The organism is Dokdonella sp., from assembly GCF_019634845.1.
In the GTDB taxonomy this organism is placed as follows: domain Bacteria; phylum Pseudomonadota; class Gammaproteobacteria; order Xanthomonadales; family Rhodanobacteraceae; genus Dokdonella_A.
The window spans coordinates 1-18,011 of the sequence record NZ_JAHCAQ010000017.1 but is presented as its reverse complement, the minus strand read 5'-3'; the positions used below and the strand labels follow the sequence as shown (position 1 = coordinate 18,011).

16 protein-coding genes are annotated in these 18,011 nt (G+C 70.9%); all 16 read right to left on the bottom strand.

Annotated elements, in window-relative coordinates; genetic code table 11:
- Positions 1-74: 74 nt before the first annotated feature.
- Positions 75-698, bottom strand: a complete 624-nt coding sequence (gene coaE, locus KF903_RS12160; protein WP_291215176.1) for a dephospho-CoA kinase — start codon at positions 696-698, stop codon at positions 75-77.
- Positions 699-753: 55 nt separating this feature from the next.
- On the bottom strand, positions 754-2,259 hold the full coding sequence (gene ilvA, locus KF903_RS12155) for a threonine ammonia-lyase, biosynthetic (RefSeq protein ID WP_291215298.1): 1,506 nt from the start codon (positions 2,257-2,259) through the stop codon (positions 754-756).
- Positions 2,260-2,315: 56 nt separating this feature from the next.
- Positions 2,316-2,594 carry an acetolactate synthase small subunit gene (ilvN, locus tag KF903_RS12150; protein WP_343214982.1) on the bottom strand — a complete coding sequence of 93 codons (279 nt, stop codon included), beginning with the start codon at positions 2,592-2,594 and terminating at the stop codon, positions 2,316-2,318.
- A gap of 44 nt (positions 2,595-2,638) precedes the next feature.
- Positions 2,639-4,510: a biosynthetic-type acetolactate synthase large subunit gene (ilvB, locus tag KF903_RS12145; protein ID WP_291215173.1), complete on the bottom strand. Its 1,872-nt coding sequence runs from the start codon at positions 4,508-4,510 to the stop codon at positions 2,639-2,641.
- A gap of 22 nt (positions 4,511-4,532) precedes the next feature.
- Positions 4,533-4,874 (bottom strand): hypothetical protein, encoded by a 342-nt coding sequence (locus KF903_RS12140; RefSeq protein WP_291215171.1) that lies wholly within the window; start codon positions 4,872-4,874, stop codon positions 4,533-4,535.
- Positions 4,875-4,900: 26 nt separating this feature from the next.
- A complete protein-coding gene (ilvC, locus tag KF903_RS12135) occupies positions 4,901-5,908 on the bottom strand; it encodes a ketol-acid reductoisomerase (protein ID WP_291215168.1) in 1,008 nt (335 codons plus the stop codon).
- Positions 5,905-7,614, bottom strand: a complete 1,710-nt coding sequence (locus tag KF903_RS12130; protein WP_291215166.1) for a dihydroxy-acid dehydratase — start codon at positions 7,612-7,614, stop codon at positions 5,905-5,907. The genes ilvC and KF903_RS12130 overlap by 4 nt, the downstream gene beginning before the upstream one ends.
- Positions 7,615-7,650: 36 nt before the next feature.
- Complete coding sequence (gene leuB / locus KF903_RS12125) at positions 7,651-8,751, bottom strand: 3-isopropylmalate dehydrogenase (RefSeq protein ID WP_291215164.1); 1,101 nt, start codon at positions 8,749-8,751, stop codon at positions 7,651-7,653.
- Positions 8,748-9,332, bottom strand: a complete 585-nt coding sequence (gene leuD, locus KF903_RS12120) for a 3-isopropylmalate dehydratase small subunit (RefSeq protein ID WP_291215162.1) — start codon at positions 9,330-9,332, stop codon at positions 8,748-8,750. The genes leuB and leuD overlap by 4 nt, the downstream gene beginning before the upstream one ends.
- Complete coding sequence (gene leuC / locus KF903_RS12115) at positions 9,329-10,750, bottom strand: 3-isopropylmalate dehydratase large subunit (protein ID WP_291215160.1); 1,422 nt, start codon at positions 10,748-10,750, stop codon at positions 9,329-9,331. Before leuC ends, leuD begins: the two co-directional genes overlap by 4 nt.
- Entirely contained in the window at positions 10,747-11,688 is a 942-nt protein-coding gene (locus KF903_RS12110) for a branched-chain amino acid transaminase (RefSeq protein WP_291215158.1), read from the bottom strand. Before KF903_RS12110 ends, leuC begins: the two co-directional genes overlap by 4 nt.
- Positions 11,689-11,705: 17 nt before the next feature.
- On the bottom strand, positions 11,706-13,298 hold the full coding sequence (locus tag KF903_RS12105) for a 2-isopropylmalate synthase (RefSeq protein ID WP_291215156.1): 1,593 nt from the start codon (positions 13,296-13,298) through the stop codon (positions 11,706-11,708).
- Between the two features lie 437 nt (positions 13,299-13,735).
- A complete protein-coding gene (gdhA, locus tag KF903_RS12100; RefSeq protein WP_291215153.1) occupies positions 13,736-15,160 on the bottom strand; it encodes an NADP-specific glutamate dehydrogenase in 1,425 nt (474 codons plus the stop codon).
- Positions 15,161-15,549: 389 nt separating this feature from the next.
- Positions 15,550-16,443: an A24 family peptidase gene (locus KF903_RS12095; RefSeq protein WP_291215150.1), complete on the bottom strand. Its 894-nt coding sequence runs from the start codon at positions 16,441-16,443 to the stop codon at positions 15,550-15,552.
- Positions 16,444-16,607: 164 nt separating this feature from the next.
- Positions 16,608-17,810, bottom strand: a complete 1,203-nt coding sequence (locus KF903_RS12090; RefSeq protein ID WP_291215295.1) for a type II secretion system F family protein — start codon at positions 17,808-17,810, stop codon at positions 16,608-16,610.
- An 84-nt stretch (positions 17,811-17,894) separates the two neighbouring features.
- Positions 17,895-18,011, bottom strand: a 117-nt coding sequence (locus tag KF903_RS12085) for a pilus assembly protein (protein ID WP_291215292.1), incomplete at its 5' end; no start/stop codon positions are given.

Sequence of the window (18,011 nt, the reverse complement as noted above, 5' to 3'; positions counted from 1 at the left end):
GCCGGCGCGCGCCGCTGCGCCCGCCAATGCCGTGCCGCGTCGCCGACGCCCGCCGGTGGCAGGCGCCCGTCCACTCAGCGGCGCCGACCCTGCGCCAATTCCAGATAGCGCGCATGCAGCGCCGCCACGCGCGCATCGAGCGTGGCGATCGAGCCGGTGTTGTCGATGATGTCGTCGGCGAGCGCAAGGCGCTGCTCGCGACTGGCCTGCGCGGCGAGCATGGCCTGGGCCAGCCCGGCATCGACGCGATCGCGCGCGATGAGCCGTTGCAGTTGCAACTCGCGCGGCACGTCCACCAGCAGCACGCGGTCGACCCAGGCGTAGTGGGCCTGGTTCTCGGCCAGCAGCGGAATCGCCAGCAGGTTGTAGCCGGCGCTGCCAGCGGCCTGCGCGCGTTCGCGCAGCGCGTCGCGGATGCGCGGATGCATCACTGCGTTGAGCCGTGCCCGTGCATCGGCGGCGGCGAAGATCCGCTCGCGCAGCGCGGCGCGGTCGAGCGTGCCGTCGGCGGCCAGTACGCCGTGGCCGAACAGCGCGACGATCTCGGCGAGCGCGGGTGAGCCGCGCGCGACGAGTTCGCGCGCCACCCGATCGGCGTCGATGACGTTGGCACCGCGGGCGGCAAAGCGCTCGGCCACGGCCGACTTGCCGCTGGCGATGCCGCCGGTGAGGGCGATGCTGAAGGGAGTGACGGTCACGACCGCGCATGCTACGGGCAGCGCAGGGCTGCCGTCACGCGCTGTGCGTGCCGGCTCAGGCGCGCAGCAGCAGGCGGTAGGCCGGGTGGTCGCTCTCGTCGTGGTACGGATAGCCGAGCGCGTCGAGGAAACGCTGCAGCAGCGCGCGTTCCATCGCCGGCACCTGGATGCCGACGAGGATGCGGCCGTGGTCGGCGCCATGGTTGCGGTAGTGGAACAGGCTCACGTTCCAGTCCGGGTGCAGGCGGGCGAGGAAGTCGGGCAGGGCGCCTGGGCGCTCGGGAAAGTCGAAGCGGTACAGGCGCTCGTCGTGGGCGAGCGGCGAACGACCGCCCACCATGTGGCGCAGGTGCAGCTTGGCCAGTTCGTCATCGCCGAGGTCGAGCACGGCAAAGCCCTGGTCGCGAAACGCGGCCGCCAGCGCGCTGCGCTCGTCGTGGCCGCTGGTCTGCACGCCGACGAAGATGTGGGCGTGGCGAGCGTCGCCGATGCGGTAGTTGAACTCGGTGATCGAATGACGGCCGAGCGCGGCGCAGAAGCGGCGGAAGCTGCCGCGTTCCTCGGGAATCGTCACCGCGAACAGCGCCTCGCGCTGCTCGCCGGCCTCGGCCCGTTCGGCCACGAAGCGCAGCCGCTCGAAGTTCATGTTGGCGCCCGACACCACCGCCACCAGCGTGGCCTGGCGCAGGTCGTGCGCGGCCGCATACTGCTTGAGCCCGGCCAGCGCCAGCGCGCCGGCCGGTTCGGGCACGCAGCGCGTTTCCTGGTACACGTCGCGGATCGCCGCGCACAGCGCGTCGCCGTCCACGCGCAGCATCGCATCGACATGGCGCTGGCACAGCGCAAAGGTCAGTGCGCCGACCTGCTTGACCGCGGTGCCGTCCGCAAACAGGCCGACCTCGTCGAGCGCGATGCGCGCGCCGTATTCGAGCGAACGCGCCATCGCATCGGAATCGGCCGCCTGCACCCCGATCACGCGCGTGGTCGGCGCGATCGTCTTGATGCAGCTCGCGATCCCGGCCAGCAGGCCGCCGCCGCCGACCGGCACGAACACCGCGTCGGGCGCGCGGCACTGGCGCAGGATCTCCAGCCCCACCGTGGCCTGGCCCGCGATCACGTCGAGGTCGTCGAACGGATGCACCCAGACGAGATCGCGTTCGCCTTGCAGGCTCGCGGCGGCGGCCTGGGCGTCGGAGTAGGAATCGCCGGCGAGCACGACGTCGACCGCCGCGCCGCCGATGCGCTGCACCGCCTCGACCTTGAGCCGCGGCGCGGTCAGCGGCATCACGATCAGCGCACGCACGCCGAGCCGCGCCGCCGCCAGCGCCACGCCCTGGGCGTGGTTGCCGGCCGAGGCGGCGATCACGCCGCGCGCACGTTGCTCGGGCGTGAGCGCGGCGATCTTGTTGTAGGCGCCGCGCAGCTTGAACGAAAACACCTCCTGCAGGTCCTCGCGCTTGAGCAGCACGTGGTTGCCGAGCCGCGCCGACAGCAGCGCGGCTTGCTGCAACGGCGTCTCGCGCGCCACCTCGTAGACGCGCGCGGCGAGCGTGTGGCGCAACAGTTCGAGGTCCGCCGGCGCGCTGTCGGGCGGCGCCGCGCTGGCCGCTGCGGCGTTCACGCCGAGGTGGCGACGAGGCGGCTGCGCTCGCCGCTGCCGACCAGCGACAGGCTGCTCGCATCGAGCACGTCGACCAGCTTGCGCAACTGGCGCAGGATCTGCTCGAGCACGCCGGCATCGCCGTGCAGCACGAGCGTGAGCTGCGACACGCCCGGATCGTGGGTCACGGCGACCGTGAGCGCGTCGATGTTGACGTGGCGCGCGGCGAACAGGCCGGCCACGCGCAGCAGCGCGCCCGATTCGTTCTGCAGCAGGATCGACAGCGTGTGTTTCATGACGTGCTCCGTGGGCGGACGATGGAGTGGAACGGGCGTGGCGGTCAGAACATGGCGGTGGCCGGCACCTCGGCCTCGCTCACCGGCGTTGCGCTGCGTGCGGCGATGAACGGCCCGGTGACCATCTGCGCATAGTTCGCGCCGGGGCCGACCATCGGGTACACGCCGGCCTCGGGATCGATCATCACCTCGAGGAAGGCCGGGCCCGGATGGGCGAGAAACGCTTCGATGGTGGCGTCGAGCGCGGCCTTGTCCTCGAGCCGGCGCGCCCACTCGAAGCCATCGGCCTGCGCCGCGCGCACGAAATCCTTGCGATGCAGGTTCTTGTCGGTGGCGGCGAAGCGGCCGGCGAAGAACAGCCGCTGCCATTGCCGCACCATGCCGTCGCCGCGGTTGTTGAGCACGACGATCTTGATCGGCAGGTCGTAGGTGGTGACGGTTTCGAGCTCGCCGAGGTTCATGCGGATCGAGCCATCACCGTCGATGTCGATGACGAGCGCATCGGGGCGCGCCAGTTGCGCACCGATCGCGGCCGGCAGGCCAAAGCCCATCGTGCCCATCGAGCCCGACGTGAGCCAATGGCGCGGCCTGCGGAAATCGAAATACTGCGCGGCCCACATCTGGTGCTGGCCGACGCCGGTGCTGATGATCGCCTCGCCGCGCGTGATGCGGTTGATCGCCTCGATCACGGCCTGCGGCTGGATCGCCGCGCTGGCGCGATCCCAGTCGAGCGCGTGCCGGCGCTTGAGGGCGGCGATGTGTGCGTGCCACGGCGCCAGTTGCGGGCGCAGGCCGCGCGCCCGGCCGTGCGCGACGAGGCGTTCGAGCGCCGGCGCGAGCGGCCCGGCGTGGTGCCAGTCGACGCGCTTGACCTTGCCGATCTCGGCCGGGTCGATGTCGATCTGGGCGATGAAACGTGCGCGCGGCGCGAATTGCGCCGGCACCCCGGCGACGCGATCGTCGAAACGTGCGCCGAGCGCGAGCAGGAAATCGCAGTCCTCGACCGCATAGTTGGCATGCGCCGTGCCGTGCATGCCGAGCAGGTGCAGTGCGAGCGGATGGGTGGTGTCGAAGCCGCCCAGGCCCATCAGCGTGGTGGTGACCGGCACGCCGAAGGTGTCGACGAATGTGGCCAGCGCCGCCGCGGCGCCGGCCGCGATCACGCCACCGCCGGCGTAGATGAGCGGCCGCCGCGCCTGGGCGAGGGCACGCAGCAGCTCGTTGCAGGCGGCGTCGTCCAGATGCGCCTGCTCGATCGCACGCAGGCGCGCGCGATAGCCCGGCAGCGGCAGGCGGCAGGCGCCATCGAACACCAGACCGGCGTTCTGCACGTTCTTGGGGATGTCGACCACCACCGGGCCGGGCCGACCGCTGCGCGCGATCTCGAACGCCGAGCGCAGCGTCGCCTCGAGCTGGGTCGGCTCGGTGACGAGGAACACGTGCTTGGCGCAGGCGCCCATGATGCCGGCCACCGGCGCTTCCTGGAACGCATCGCTGCCGAGCAGCGCGGTCGGCACCTGGCCGCAGATCGCCACCAGCGGAATCGAGTCGGCCATCGCATCGCGGATCGGCGTGACGAGATTGGTCGCGCCGGGCCCCGAGGTCACCACCGCCACGCCGACATCGCCGGTCGCGCGCGCATGGCCCGCGGCCATGAAGCCGGCGCCTTGCTCGTTGGCCGGCACGATCAGCGGCATCGGCTCGCGGCCATCGGCCGTGCGGTGGCGCTCGTTGTAGCGGAACACCGCGTCGTACACCGGCAGGATCGCGCCACCCGAATAACCGAACAGCACGCGGCAGCCTTCATCGGCCAGTACCTGCACGACGATTTCCGCTCCCGTCATCGACTGGCCCGCACACGGGTGCAGGACGGGTGGCGCGGCGGTCACGGCGGCAGTGGCTTGTGACAGGGTCATCGGTCGATTCCTCGCCAGCGGCTCAGTTGCGGATCAGGTCGTCTTCGTTGCTGGCGTAGCGCGGCGTGCCGTAGGCGGTCGCCAGGCGCAGGTCGTGCGTGAGCGGCGACACCTGCTCCCAGTCGATGCCGTTGACGTCGGTGTCGACCTGGTTGTGGCAGACCTCGTCGTCGACGAAACCCATGCGGCGCAGCTTGCCGGCATGCTCGGGCTGCTGGCTGATCGAGAAATTGAGCAGGTCGGTGCGCCACAGCGCATACACGCCGTCGACCACCACCTGCGGCGCATTGCCGAGGCGTTGGCTGTAATCGGCGATCGAGGCATCGAGGTCGGCGACCGCGAGGGCGATGTGAAAACGTTTCATGGCATGGTCTCCCGTGGTGGTGAAGTTCAACCGGCTTTGCGCAGCGTCGGCGCGGCGCTGGCCTCGGTGGCCGGCTCGAGCCAGGCCATGCGCGCGCGCAGGCGCTTGCCGACCTGTTCGAGCGGATGATCGAGATCGGCTTGCCTGCAGCGCCGGTAGTGGGGCAGGCCGGCGGCGTACTCGGCGATCCAGTTGCGCGCGAAGCTGCCGTCCTGGATGTCGCCGAGCACTTCGCGCATGCGTGCCTTGGTGCCGGCGTCGATCACGCGCGGCCCGCTCACGAAGTCGCCGTACTGCGCCGTCTCCGAGACGAATTCGAGCATGCGCGTGATGCCGCCCTCGTAGAACAGGTCGACGATGAGCTTGAGTTCGTGCAGCACCTCGTAATAGGCGATCTCGGGCTGGTAGCCGGCTTCCACCAGCGTCTCGAAGCCGGCCTGCACCAGCGCGCTGGCGCCACCGCACAGCACGGCCTGCTCGCCGAACAGGTCGGTTTCGGTTTCTTCCTTGAACGTGGTCTGGATCAGCATCGCGCGACCGCCGCCGATCGCGTTGGCATAGGCGCAGGCGTGTTCGTGTGCATGGCCGCTGGCGTCCTGCTGCACGGCCCAGATGCACGGCACGCCGCGGCCGCGCGTGTATTCGCTGCGCACCAGCGCGCCCGGCCCCTTCGGCGCGACGAGGATCACGTCGATGTCGGGGCGCGGCACGATCTGGCCGTAGTGCACGTTGAAGCCGTGCGCGAACAGCAGCGCCGCGCCGGGCTTGAGGTTGGGCTCGATCGCTTCGCGGTAGAGCGGTCCCTGCACCATGTCGGGCGTCAGCACGGCCACCAGATCGGCGTCGCGCACGGCCTCGGCCGGCGTCGCCAGCGCGAAACCTTCGGCCTTGGCGCGTTGCCAGGACGGGCCGTCCGGTCGCAGGCCGACCACGACATGGCAACCCGAGTCGCGCAGGTTGAGCGCGTGCGCGCGGCCCTGGCTGCCGTAACCGAGCACGGCGATGCGTGCATTGCCGAGTGGAGAAGCGTTCATGCGGTGACTCCTTGGGTGGATGGAACGGAACGGGGCGCGGGGCTGACCGGCTGCGTGGTGGCGCCGTCGGCGGCCGAGCCGACCAGCAACGCGAACTTGGCCAGCACGCCGCGGGTGGCTTTCGGCGCCGGCGCTGACCACTGCGCGCGGCGCGCGGCGAGGTCGGCGTCGGTATCGATGCGGCGCGCGAGCGCGTCGATGTGGATCGTGTCGCCATCGCGCAGCAGCGCGATCGGCCCGCCGCGCGCCGCTTCGGGCGCGATGTGACCGACCATGAAGCCGTGGGTGGCGCCCGAGAAGCGGCCATCGGTGATCAGCGCCACGTCATCGCCGAGGCCGCGTCCGACCAGTGCCGCGGTCACGCCGAGCATCTCGCGCATGCCGGGCCCGCCGGCCGGCCCTTCGTTGCGGATCACGACCACCTCGCCCTTGTCGATGCGGCCTTCCTGCACGGCGGCGAAGGCGGCTTCCTCGCTCTCGAACACGTGGGCACGACCGCTGAAGCGCGTGGCGCCGTGGCCCGCGCTGTCGTTGCCCGGGATCTTGAGCACGCAGCCGTCGGGGGCGAGATTGCCGTACAGGATCGAATAGCCGCCGCGCGGCTTGAGCGGCGTCGCCACCGCGTGCACGACCGTCTGCGTGGCCACGCGCGGCAGCGCCGCGACTTCGCTGAACAGGCTGCGGCCGGTCACGGTCGGCGCGTCGTCGAGCAGGCCGGCGTCGATCAGCTCCTGCGCCACGCGCGCGCAGCCGCCGGCCTGGAACAGTTCCACCGCGGTGTAGCGGCCGCCCGGCAGCAGGTCGGCGATCACCGGCGTGCCTGCGCTGGCCGGCTGGAAATCCTCCAGCGACCATTCCACGCCGGCTTCGCGCGCGATCGCGAGCAGATGCAGCACCGCGTTGGTGGAGCCGGCCGTCGCCGCCACCATGCGCGCGGCATTGCCGAGCGCGCGGCGATCGATCAGTGCGCGTGGCGTGCGGCCCTCGCGCAGGCACTGCATCACGAGCTCGCCGCAGCGGCGCGCCGCGGCCGGCTTGTCGGGATGGGTCGCCGGAATGTCGTTGAGGCCGAGCGGCGACAGGCCGAGCGCGGTCAGCACCATCGCCATCGTGTTGGCCGTGAACTGGCCGCCGCAGGCGCCGGCACCACTGCAGGCAGCGCACTCGACCGCATGCAGTTGCGCGTCGTCGATCTGGCCCGCGCCATGCGCGCCGACCGCCTCGAACACCTGCTGGATCGTGATCGGCGTGTTGCGGTGCAGGCCGTGCGCGATCGTGCCGCCGTAGAGCACCACGGCCGGAATGTCGAGCCGCGCCATCGCCATCGCCGCTGCCGGGATCGTCTTGTCGCAGCCGCACAGCAGCAGCATCGCGTCGATGCAGTGGCCTTCCACCGCGGTCTCGATCGAATCGGCGATGAGCTCGCGGCTCACCAGCGAATAGCGCATGCCGGGCGTGCCCATCGCGATGCCGTCGGTGACGGCGATCGTGTTGAACTCGACCGGCGTGCCGCCGGCGGCGCGGATGCCGGCGGCGGCCTCGCGCGCCAGCTCGCGCAGGTTGAGGTTGCAGGGACTCACGTCCGACCAGGTATGCACCACCGCGACGAGCGGTTTGGCCAGCGCGGCGTCGTCGAGGCCGGTGGCGCGCAGCATCGCGCGGGCCGGGGCGCGGTCGGGGCCGAGCTTGATGAGGTCACTGCGCATGGCTTGCTCCGGGGTTGGGGCGGCTGGACATCGACGTCAGCCGCAACAGGAATCGACGGGGTCGCTGCATTGCGCCGCAGCGCGCGTGCCAGCGGCGAGCGCGGCGCATACCGCGGCGCACACGGTGGCGGTGTCGGCACTGCCGCCGAGGTCGCGCGGGCGCGGCCCGGTGGCCAGCACCTGCGCCACCGCCGCCTCGACCTCGACTGCCTCGCGTTCGAGCCCGAGCGAGTGGCGCAGCAGCAGCGCCGCCGACAGGATCGCGCCGAGCGGATTGGCGATGCCGTGGCCGGCGATGTCGGGCGCCGAACCGTGGATCGGCTCGTACAGGCCGCAGCGGCGCGCGCCGAGCGAGGCCGACGGCGACAGCCCGAGCGAGCCGGCCAGCGCGGCCGCCTCGTCGCTGAGGATGTCGCCGAACAGGTTTTCGGTGACGATCACGTCGTAGTGCGCCGGGCGCGTCAGCAGCAGCATCGCCATCGAGTCGACGAGCTGGTGCTCGACGCGCACGTCGGGATAGTCGGCCGCCAGCCGCGTGACCGTGCTGCGCCACAGCCGCGATGTCTCGAGCACGTTGGCCTTGTCGACCGAGGTGAGGTGGCCGCGGCGGCGCCGCGCCAGCTCGAACGCGACGCGCGCCACGCGCTCGATCTCGGCCACGCTGTAGCGGCATTCGTCGCTCGCGCTGTCGGCATCGCGCTGCTTGCGGCCGAAGTAGGCGCCGCCGGTCAGTTCGCGCACGAACACGAGGTCGACGCCGGCGACGCGCTCGTCCTTGAGCGGCGAGTGCGCGGCCAGTGCGCGATGCACGCGCAGCGGGCGCAGGTTGGCATACACGCCGAGCGCCGCGCGCAGGCCGAGCAGGCCCTGTTCGGGCCGCACGCGGGCGGCCGGATCGGACCAGCGTGGCCCGCCGACCGCGCCGAGCAGCACCGCGTCGGCGTCGGCGCACGCGGCCAGCGTCGCTGCCGGCAACGGCTCGCCGCAGGCGTCGATCGCGCAGCCGCCGAGCCGCTGCGCGTCGAACGCGAAGGCATGGCCATGCCGCGTCGCCACCGCCTCGAGCACCGCCACCGCGGCGGCGGTGACTTCGGGGCCGATGCCGTCACCGGGCAACGTGACGATGCGCGCCTTCATGCCGCCACCGCCTGACGCGCTTCCCACGCCGCGATCGCCGCTTCCTGCTGCAGCAGATAGCCGAACGCATCGACGCCATTGAGCAGGCAGTGGCGCGCGAACGGCTCCAGCGCGAACGTGATGCGACCGCCGTCGGGCAGCGCGATGTACTGGCCGGCCACGTCGATCGTCAGCTCGATGCCGCCATGGGCGAGCAGCCAGCGCTGCTCGGCCGCCGCCACCTCGATCGCGAGCAGGCCGTTGCCGAGCGCGTTGTTGCGGAAGATGTCGGCGATCTCGCTCGAGATCACGGCGGCGATGCCGTAGTCGAGCAGCGCCCACGGCGCGTGCTCGCGCGAGGAGCCGCAGCCGAAGTTGCGCCCGGCGACGAGGATCGAGCAGCCGCGCGCCTGCGGCTGGTTGAGGGCGAAGTCAGGGTTGTCGCTGCCGTCGGCCAGGTAGCGCCAGTCGTTGAAGCAGTGGCGGCCGAGCCCGGCGCGCGTGGTGGTGGTGAGAAAGCGCGCCGGGATGATGCGGTCGGTATCGATGTTGTCGTCGGCCAGCGCGACGCTGCGCGAGTGGATGCGGGTCACGGCGTTCATGCGGCTTGCTCCGTCGAGGCGGCGAGCCAGTCGCGCGGATCGGCGATGGCGCCGGCCAGCGCGCTTGCCGCGGCGGTGGCCGGGCTCGCCAGCACGCTGCGCACGCCCTGGCCCTGGCGGCCTTCGAAGTTGCGGTTGGAAGTCGTCACCACCAGTTCGCCCGGCGCCGCCATGTCGCCGTTCATCGCGATGCACATCGAGCAACCCGGCAGGCGCCACTGCGCGCCGGCGGCCGTGAACACGCGGTCGAGGCCTTCGGCTTCGGCGGCGCGGCGCACGCTCTCCGAGCCCGGCACGACCAGCATGCGCACGCCGTGCGCGATGTGGCGGCCGCGCAGCAGGCCGGCCACCTCGCGCAGATCCGACAGGCGGCCATTGGTGCAACTGCCGACGAACACCACGTCGACCTTGCTGCCGCGCAGCGGCTGGCCTGCGCGTGCCTGCATGTAGTCGAGCGCGCGCTGGTCGAGGGCGTCGCGCGGCGCCGGCACCGCGGCATCGAGCGCGATCGCGGTGCCGGGGTGCGTGCCCCAGGTCACGCTCGGGCGCACCGCGCCGGCGTCGATGTGCAGTTCGCGGTCGTAACGCGCGCCGGGATCGCTGGCGAGCGTGCGCCAACGCGCCAGCGCGGCCTCCCACGCCGCGCCCTGCGGCGCCTGCGGGCGACCCGCGAGCCAGTCGAAGGTGACCGCGTCGGGCGCGATGAGGCCGGCGCGCGCGCCGGCCTCGATCGACATGTTGCACACGGTCATGCGCTGCTCCATCGACAGCGCGCGGATCGTGCTGCCGCGGTATTCGATGACGTGGCCGGTGCCGCCATCGACGCCGAGCACGCCGATGATGTGCAGGATGAGGTCCTTGGCCGCGACGCCGGGCGCGAGTTCACCTTCGACATGGACCGCGAGCGTCCGCGGCCGCCGCTGCAGCAGGCACTGGGTGGCGAGCACGTGAGCGACTTCGGTGGTGCCGATGCCGAACGCGAGCGCGCCGAACGCGCCGTGGGTCGAGGTGTGGCTGTCGCCGCACACGATCGTCATGCCGGGCTGGGTGGCGCCGAGCTCGGGACCGATCACGTGCACGATGCCGCGCGCGTCGCTGTCCCAGCCGTGCAGCTCGATGCCGAAGTCCTGCGCATTGGCTTCGAGCTGCTCGACCTGGGCCCGCGCCGCAGCGGTCGCATAGCGGCGCGTGCCGTCGCTCGCGGCAGGCAGCGTCGGCGTGGAGTGGTCGAGCGTGGCCAGCGTGCGCGCGGGTTGGCGCACGCGCAGGCCGCGCCCACGCAGCGCGTCGAAGGCCTGCGGCGAGGTGACTTCGTGCACGAGGTGGAGGTCGACGTACAGCGTGGCCGGGGTGGCCGCGGTCTCGGCGCTGACGACGTGGGCGTCCCAGATCTTGTCGAACAGCGTGCGCGCGCTCATGCCGCAGCCTCCTGCGCGTCGCGCGCGACGATGTCGAGCCAGCCCCAGCGATCGACCGTGCGGCCATCGAACAGGCCGAAGAAGGCCTGCTGCAGCGCCCGCGTGAGCGGACCCGGCCGGCCATCGCCGACCGGCTTGCGGTCGACCGAGCGCACCGGCGTGATCTCGGCCGCGGTGCCGGTCATGAACACCTCGTCGGCCGTGTACAGCGCTTCGCGCGGCAGGTCGCGTTCCTCGACCGCGATGCCGAGTTCGTGCGCGAGCGTGAACACGCTGTCGCGCGTGATGCCGGCGAGGATGCCGGCGCTGGCCGGCGGCGTGAGCAGGCGGCCGCGACGCACCACGAACAGGTTTTCGCCGGCGCCTTCGCTGATGAGCCCGTTGCTGCCGAGCGCGATGCCTTCGTCGTAACCGCCGCGGCGCGCTTCCAGGCCGACGAGCTGGCTCGACAGGTAATTGCCGCCGGCCTTGGCCCAGCTCGGCAGCGTGTTCGGCGCCGGCCGCTGCCACGACGACACGCACACGTCGGCACCGCGCTCGATCGCCTCGCCGAGGTAGGCGCCCCAGTCGAGCGCGAGGATCGCCACCTCGACCGGGTCGTGTTCGCGCGCCAGCACGCCCAGGCCAGCCGCGCCGCGCAGCACGATCGGGCGCACGTAGGCTGATGCGAGGCGATTGGCGCGGATCAGCTGGTGGCAGGCCGCGTCGATGTCGGCCGCGCTGTAGCCGACGTCGATGTCGTAGATGCGCGCCGATTCGAACAGGCGCCGGGTGTGGTCGGCGAGGCGGAAGAACGCCGGCCCGCGCGGCGTCGCGTAGACGCGCACGCCCTCGAACACCGAAGAGCCGTAGTGCAGCGCATGCGCGCTGACATGGACATGGGCATCGGCCCAGGGCTTGATGCGACCGTTGTGCCAGAGCAGGGCAGTGTTTTGCATGGGGTGGCTTCCTTGGGTCATTGATTGGCGGCCAGCGGCGCCGGGGCCGCCGCCTGCTGGCGGGCGATGCGGTTGACGATCGCGAGCGCGGCTTGCGCGGTGGCCTCGACGATGTCGGTCGACACGCCGTGGCCGCGCCACTCGCGCTGGCCATGCCGGGCCAGCAGGTGGGCCTGGCCCTGGGCGTCGCCGCCGGCGCCGACCGCGCGCACCTGGAACTCGGCGAGGTCGAGCGTGCTGCCGGTGGCGCGCTCGATCGCGCGCAGCACCGCATCGACCGGGCCATCGCCGAGGGCGGCCTCGCTGGCCTGGCGGCCGTCGTCGTGCGCCAGGCGCACCGAGGCCGAGGCGCTGCCGCCCAGTTGCGTGCTCGTGCCGAGCTGGACGAGGTGCCACGGGCCTTGCGCGTCGGGGTCATGGCCGAGCGCGAGTGCGTCGAGGTCATCGTCGAGCACTTCGCGCTTGCGGTCGGCCAGCGTCTTGAAGCGGGCGAAGATCGCCTCGAGCGCGGCCGCGTCGGGCGCGTGGCCGAGCACGGCCAGGCGCTGGCGCAGCGCGGCGCGGCCGGAATGCTTGCCGAGCACGAGGCGCGTGTCGGCGATGCCGACATCCTGCGGGCGCATGATCTCGTAGGTGTCGCGGTGCCGGAGCATGCCGTGCTGGTGGATGCCCGACTCGTGCGCGAATGCGTTGTCGCCGACGATCGCCTTGTTGCGCTGCACGTTCTGGCCCGTGAGCTGGCACAGCAGGCGCGACGTCGGATGCAGCTTGCGGCTGTCGATGCGGGTGTCGACGCCAAAGCGCGCGGCGCGCACCTTGAGTGCCATCACGATTTCCTCGAGCGCGGCATTGCCGGCGCGCTCGCCGATGCCGTTGATCGTGCATTCGACCTGGCGCGCGCCGGCCTCGATCGCGGCCAGGCTGTTGGCCACGGCCAGGCCGAGGTCGTCGTGGCAATGCGCCGAGAACACCACGTGGGCGGCGCCGCGCACGTGCGCGCGCAGCCAGGCGAAGCGCGCGGCGACTTCGGCCGGCGTCATGTAGCCGACCGTGTCGGGCACGTTGAGCGTGGTCGCGCCGGCGGCCACCGCCGCGCTCAGCACCTCGGCGAGGAACTCGGGCTCGGTGCGCATCGCGTCCTCGGCCGAGAACTCGACCTCGTGGCACAGCTCGCGTGCGCGCGCCACGCCGGCATGGGCCGCGTCGAGCACCTGCTGGCGCGACATGCCGAGCTTGTGCTCGCGATGCACCGGACTGGTCGAGATGAACACGTGGATGCGCGACCGCCAGGCCGTCTCGAGCGCCCGCGCGGCGGCGTCGATGTCGCCGTCCTGGCAGCGCGCGAGCGCGCAGGTCGTCGTGCTGCGCAGCGTCGAAGCGATTTGTGCGACCGCCGCAAAATCATCGGGCGAAGCCTGCGGGAAGCCGGCCTCGAGCACGTCCACGCCAAGCGCTTCGAGCGCCTGCGCCAGGCGCAGCTTGGCCCGCGCATCCATCGCGAAACCGGGCGTCTGCTCGCCGTCGCGCAACGTGGTGTCGAAGATCCGCACGCGTTCGGCGGCGCCGCTGGCGGCGGCCGGATGAGCGTTGTTGCTGTCGGGGTTGTGCATCGCTGGCTCCGCTGTGGAGGCGGTGCCGAGGGCAACAAAAAACCCCGCGCCATTTCTGGTGCGGGGTTCTTTGGGTGGTTTCAGGTTTTGGTTTCAGCTACCTGGACACACGCCCTCAGCCCGCACCTCCGGTGCTAATGAGAAGTACGAGTACAAGGGCAATGACGAGCTGGCCGCGCAGCCACAGCGCGCCGCGGAGCGTCTCGGGACGGCTCGTTGCGGTGGCGTCGTGGTGGCTGCTGCGCTGCGACATGGGACTCAAGCTAATCGACTGCCGCCGTCACTGTCAACAGGTTTCGATATGAAGATTGGTTGTGAAGGCGAATGGACGGCTGGACGGCTCATGCCGCAACGCACGGCCGCGCCCTGCGGCGCGCGCGAATGCGCATCGCCGTCGGCGCGGGCGCGGCGAGCCTGCCGTCAGGCGCCGGCGCGCGTCAGTACACGCCCTGCGCGAGCATCGCGTCGGCCACCTTGACGAAGCCGGCGATGTTGGCGCCGTCGACGTAGTTGACGCTGCCGTCGCGGCGCGTGCCGTGGCGCACGCAGTTGCCGTGGATGTCCTTCATGATCGCGTGCAGGCGCTCGTCGACTTCGGCATGCGACCAGGCCAGCCGCGCCGCGTTCTGGCTCATTTCCAGCCCCGAAGTGGCCACGCCGCCGGCGTTGGATGCCTTGCCGGGCGCGTACAGCACCTGCGCCGCGTGGAACACCTCGACCGCTTCGAGCGTGGCCGGCATGTTGGCGCCTTCGGCCACGCAGACCACGCCGTTGCGCACGAGCGTGCGCGCGTCGTCGCCATCGAGTTCGTTCTGCGTGGCGCAGGGCAGGGCGATCTCGGCCGGGATGCGCCAGGGCCGCCGGCCCGGCAGATAGTCGAAGCGCGGATCATCGCCAAGTTCGGCCAGGCGGCCGCGGCGCTCGTTCTTGAGCGCCATCACCTGCGCGATCGCTTCGGCATCGAAACCCTCGCGCGCGTACAGCGTGCCGTCGGAATCACTGAACGTGAGCACCTTGCCGCCGAGCTCGTTGGCCTTGAGCGCGGCGAACTGGGCCACGTTGCCGGCGCCCGACACCAGCACGCGCGCGCCATGCGTCTCGCGCCGCGCGTGATGCAGCATCTGCTCGACGAAGTAGACCGTGCCATAGCCGGTCGCCTCGGGCCGCATCAGGCTGCCGCCGTAGGCGATGCCCTTGCCGGTGAACACGCACGAGGCGTCGTTGCTGAGCTTCTTCATCATGCCGGCCATGTAGCCGACTTCGCGCGCGCCGACACCGATGTCGCCGGCCGGCACGTCGGTGTCGGCGCCGAGGTGTCGATGCAGTTCGAGCATGAGCGCCTGGCACAGGCGCATGACCTCGCCATCGCTCTTGCCCTTGGGGTCGAAGTCCGAGCCGCCCTTGGCGCCGCCCATCGGCAGCGTGGTCAGCGCGTTCTTGAAGGTCTGCTCGAAGGCGAGGAACTTGAGGATCGACAGGTTGACCGAGGGATGAAAGCGCATGCCGCCCTTGAACGGGCCGATCGCCGAGCTGTGCTGCACGCGGAAGGCGCGGTTGACCTGCACCTGGCCGTGGTCGTCGAGCCAGGCGACGCGGAACTGGATCACGCGCTCGGGTTCGACCAGGCGTTCGAGCAAGCCCTCGCGCGCATAGTGCGGGTGGCGCTGCAGGAACGGCCACAGACTCGTGCTGACCTCGCGCACGGCCTGCAGGAATTCGCCCTGGTGCGGGTCGCGCGCCTGCACGCGGGCGAGAAAGTCCTCGTGCGAGCCGACACCGGCGATCGACGCGGTGCCAGTGCGCGTCGGCGTGGTCGGGCGGGGTGCGGAGCAGGTCGCGGCAAGCGGCGGAGTGATCAGCATGGCAGCCTCGGCGAAGGGTGGCGCAAACGAAAAAAGCCCCGCATCGGTTCGGATGCGAGGCTTTGCGGACAGCGCTGGGTGTTCGTGGCGGCGGGCCCGGCGCGCGTTGCGCGGCCCGCCGCAGCGGCTTCAGGGCCGCGCACACGGCCCGGCTGGCAATCCGGTCTGCTGCGCACGCACATCACGTCCGCGCGCGCTGGACTGCGACGGAGAGTGTGATCGACGAGCGGACTGCTGCGCTGCGACATGCGATGACGCTAAGCGCATCGACGGCCCGCTGTCAACCCACTCTTGCTCATGTGGCCCATGCGTGGCCAGCGCGTCGCAGCCGCCACGGGGACTGCCGCGGCGATCGATCCGCGCCGCCGTGCGTGGCGGCCGTGGCGCGATCAGGCCAGCCCGAACAAACGGGCGTAGAGCGCACCAAGCCGGTCGCCGAACACGAACCAGGCCCAGCCCGCGGCGGCGATGAAGGGGCCGAACGGAATCGGCGTGCTGCGGTCGCGGCCCTGCAGCGCGAGCGCGATGCCGCCGATGATCGCGCCGATCAGCGAGGAGAGCAGCACGATCGGCAGCAGGCTGCTCGCGCCCATCCAGGCGCCGAGCGCGCCGAGCAGCTTGAAATCGCCATAGCCCATGCCTTCCTTGCCGGTCGTGAGGCGGAACAGCCAGTACACGCTCCACAGGCTGAGGTAGCCGGCAGCGGCGCCGATGATCGCGGTCGCCGGATCGACGTACACGGGCACCAGCGCGATCAGCAGGCCCAGCCACAGCAGCGGCAGCGTCAACTGATCGGGCAGGAGCTGGGTGCGCACGTCGATGCCCGAGGCGGCGATCAGGGTCCAGGTGAGCAGCAGGCCGGCGGCGAGCTGCCAGCCATAGCCGAACTTCCACGCCAGCGTGGCCGAGGCCAGCGCGGTGAGCAATTCGACCAGCGGGTATTGCCACGAGATCGGCGCACGGCAATAGCGGCAGCGCCCGCGCAGCGCAAGCCAGCTCAGCAGCGGGATGTTGTCGAACGGCGACAGCGGGTGCTTGCAGTGCGGGCAGTGCGAGGCCGTGAACACGAGGTCGGGCGGCGCGGGGCCGGCCACGGCAGCGGCGGCGCCTTCGGGCGCGGCAGCGGTCGTGCCCTCGTGCAGCAGGTCATGCGCCTGCTGCCGCCACTCGTGTTCGAGCCGGCGCGGCAGGCGCAGGATCACCACGTTGAGGAAACTGCCGACCAGCAGGCCGAGCACGGCGCTCAGCGCGATCAATGGCGCGGGTTGCTGCAGCCAATCCAAGTCGACCCCCTGATGCCACGCTGGCCCAAAGCGCGAGCATGCCGCAATCGCGCCGGGTGGTCACGCGCCACTTGGCTACCGCGCGGGTGGCGGCGCCGCGCCGGCCCGCAGCGGCCGCGCCGCGCAGCAACGGCCGCGGCGCGCGCGAGACGGTGTCGCCGCGCTCAGCCGACGACCGAACCGAGCTTGAAGATCGGCAGGTACATGCCGACGACCATGCTGCCGACGAGAGTGCCGATCACGACCATGATGAGCGGCTCGAGCAGGCTCGACAGCGCGTCGACCGCGTTGTTGACCTCGGTCTCGTAGAACTCGGCGATCTTGAACAGCATCGCATCGAGCGCGCCGGCTTCCTCGCCGATCGCCACCATCTGCGTCACCATGTTCGGGAACAGATCGGTCTGCTTCATCGCCAGTTGCAGTTGATGGCCGACCGCGACGTCCTCGCGCACGCGCTTGACGGCTTCGTTGTAGACCACGCTGCCGGTGGCATTGGCCACCGAGTCGAGCGCCTCGACCAGCGGCACGCCGGCCTTGAAGGTCACGCCGAGCGTGCGCGCAAAGCGCGCGATCGCCGACTGGCGCAGAATCTCGCCGACCACCGGGATTTTGAGCAACGCCCTGCCGACGAAATGCTGGAACTTCTTGGATCGTTTATAGAACATCACGAAGCCAACCGCAGTGCCGACCAGGATGAGAAACACCATCCACCAGTACGAAACCATCCAGCGCGACAGCGACACCAGAATCTGCGTGAACGCCGGCAGGTCGGCATGCATGCTCTTGAACACCTGCTCGAACTGCGGGATCACGAAGATGAGCAGGATGCTCGAAACAATGACCGCCACCGCAAGAATTGCGGCCGGATAGAACATCGCCTTCTTGATCTTGCCCTTGATGTTCTCGATGTTTTCCTTGTAGGTCGCGATCGTGTCGAGCACGGTGTCGAGCACGCCGGCCGATTCGCCGGCCTTGACGAGGTTGGTGTAGAGCTCGTCGAACTGCACCGGGTACTTGCCGAGTGCCTCGTTGAGCGCCGAGCCGCCCTCGATGTCGGTCTTGATGTTGGTGAGCATGTCCTTCATGCGCGGATTGCTCTGGCCGCCGGCGACGATTTCGAAGCCCTGCACCATCGGCACGCCGGCCGCCATCATCGTCGCGAGCTGGCGGCTGAATACGGCGATGTCACGGCCTTTGATCGAACTGCCGGTACTGCCGAACAGTGGCTTGGGCTTGGCCTTGACCACCTGCGGATTGATGCCCTGCTTGCGCAGGTCGGCCTTGACCAGGTTGGCGTTCTTGCTGATCTGCTCGCCCTTGATCTTGGTGCCGCGCTTGTCGATGCCGACCCAAGTGAATACCTGCATTTGGCTGACCTGGGCGCGCGCCTTGCCGCGCTGGCTGGCGGCGTTGCGGGCTTTGGTGGCAACGGCAGTCGATGTGGCCATGGCTTAGTCCTTGGTGACGCGGTTGATTTCGGCAAGGCTCAGGATGCCCTGCTTGACCTTGAGCAAGGCCGACTGGCGCAGGTCGCGCACGCCCGTGCGGCGGGCTTCCTCGGCGATCTG

Excerpts from the sequence above, each read along its gene's own strand:
- ilvN (WP_343214982.1), bottom strand. The coding sequence starts at position 2,594 with ATGAAACACACGCTGTCGATCCTGCTGCAGAACGAATCGGGCGCGCTG.
- ilvB (WP_291215173.1), bottom strand. The coding sequence starts at position 4,510 with ATGACCCTGTCACAAGCCACTGCCGCCGTGACCGCCGCGCCACCCGTC.
- KF903_RS12140 (WP_291215171.1), bottom strand. The coding sequence starts at position 4,874 with ATGAAACGTTTTCACATCGCCCTCGCGGTCGCCGACCTCGATGCCTCG.
- ilvC (WP_291215168.1), bottom strand. The coding sequence starts at position 5,908 with ATGAACGCTTCTCCACTCGGCAATGCACGCATCGCCGTGCTCGGTTAC.
- KF903_RS12130 (WP_291215166.1), bottom strand. The coding sequence starts at position 7,614 with ATGCGCAGTGACCTCATCAAGCTCGGCCCCGACCGCGCCCCGGCCCGC.
- leuB (WP_291215164.1), bottom strand. The coding sequence starts at position 8,751 with ATGAAGGCGCGCATCGTCACGTTGCCCGGTGACGGCATCGGCCCCGAA.
- leuD (WP_291215162.1), bottom strand. The coding sequence starts at position 9,332 with ATGAACGCCGTGACCCGCATCCACTCGCGCAGCGTCGCGCTGGCCGAC.
- leuC (WP_291215160.1), bottom strand. The coding sequence starts at position 10,750 with ATGAGCGCGCGCACGCTGTTCGACAAGATCTGGGACGCCCACGTCGTC.
- KF903_RS12110 (WP_291215158.1), bottom strand. The coding sequence starts at position 11,688 with ATGCAAAACACTGCCCTGCTCTGGCACAACGGTCGCATCAAGCCCTGG.
- KF903_RS12105 (WP_291215156.1), bottom strand. The coding sequence starts at position 13,298 with ATGCACAACCCCGACAGCAACAACGCTCATCCGGCCGCCGCCAGCGGC.
- gdhA (WP_291215153.1), bottom strand. The coding sequence starts at position 15,160 with ATGCTGATCACTCCGCCGCTTGCCGCGACCTGCTCCGCACCCCGCCCG.
- KF903_RS12090 (WP_291215295.1), bottom strand. The coding sequence starts at position 17,810 with ATGCAGGTATTCACTTGGGTCGGCATCGACAAGCGCGGCACCAAGATC.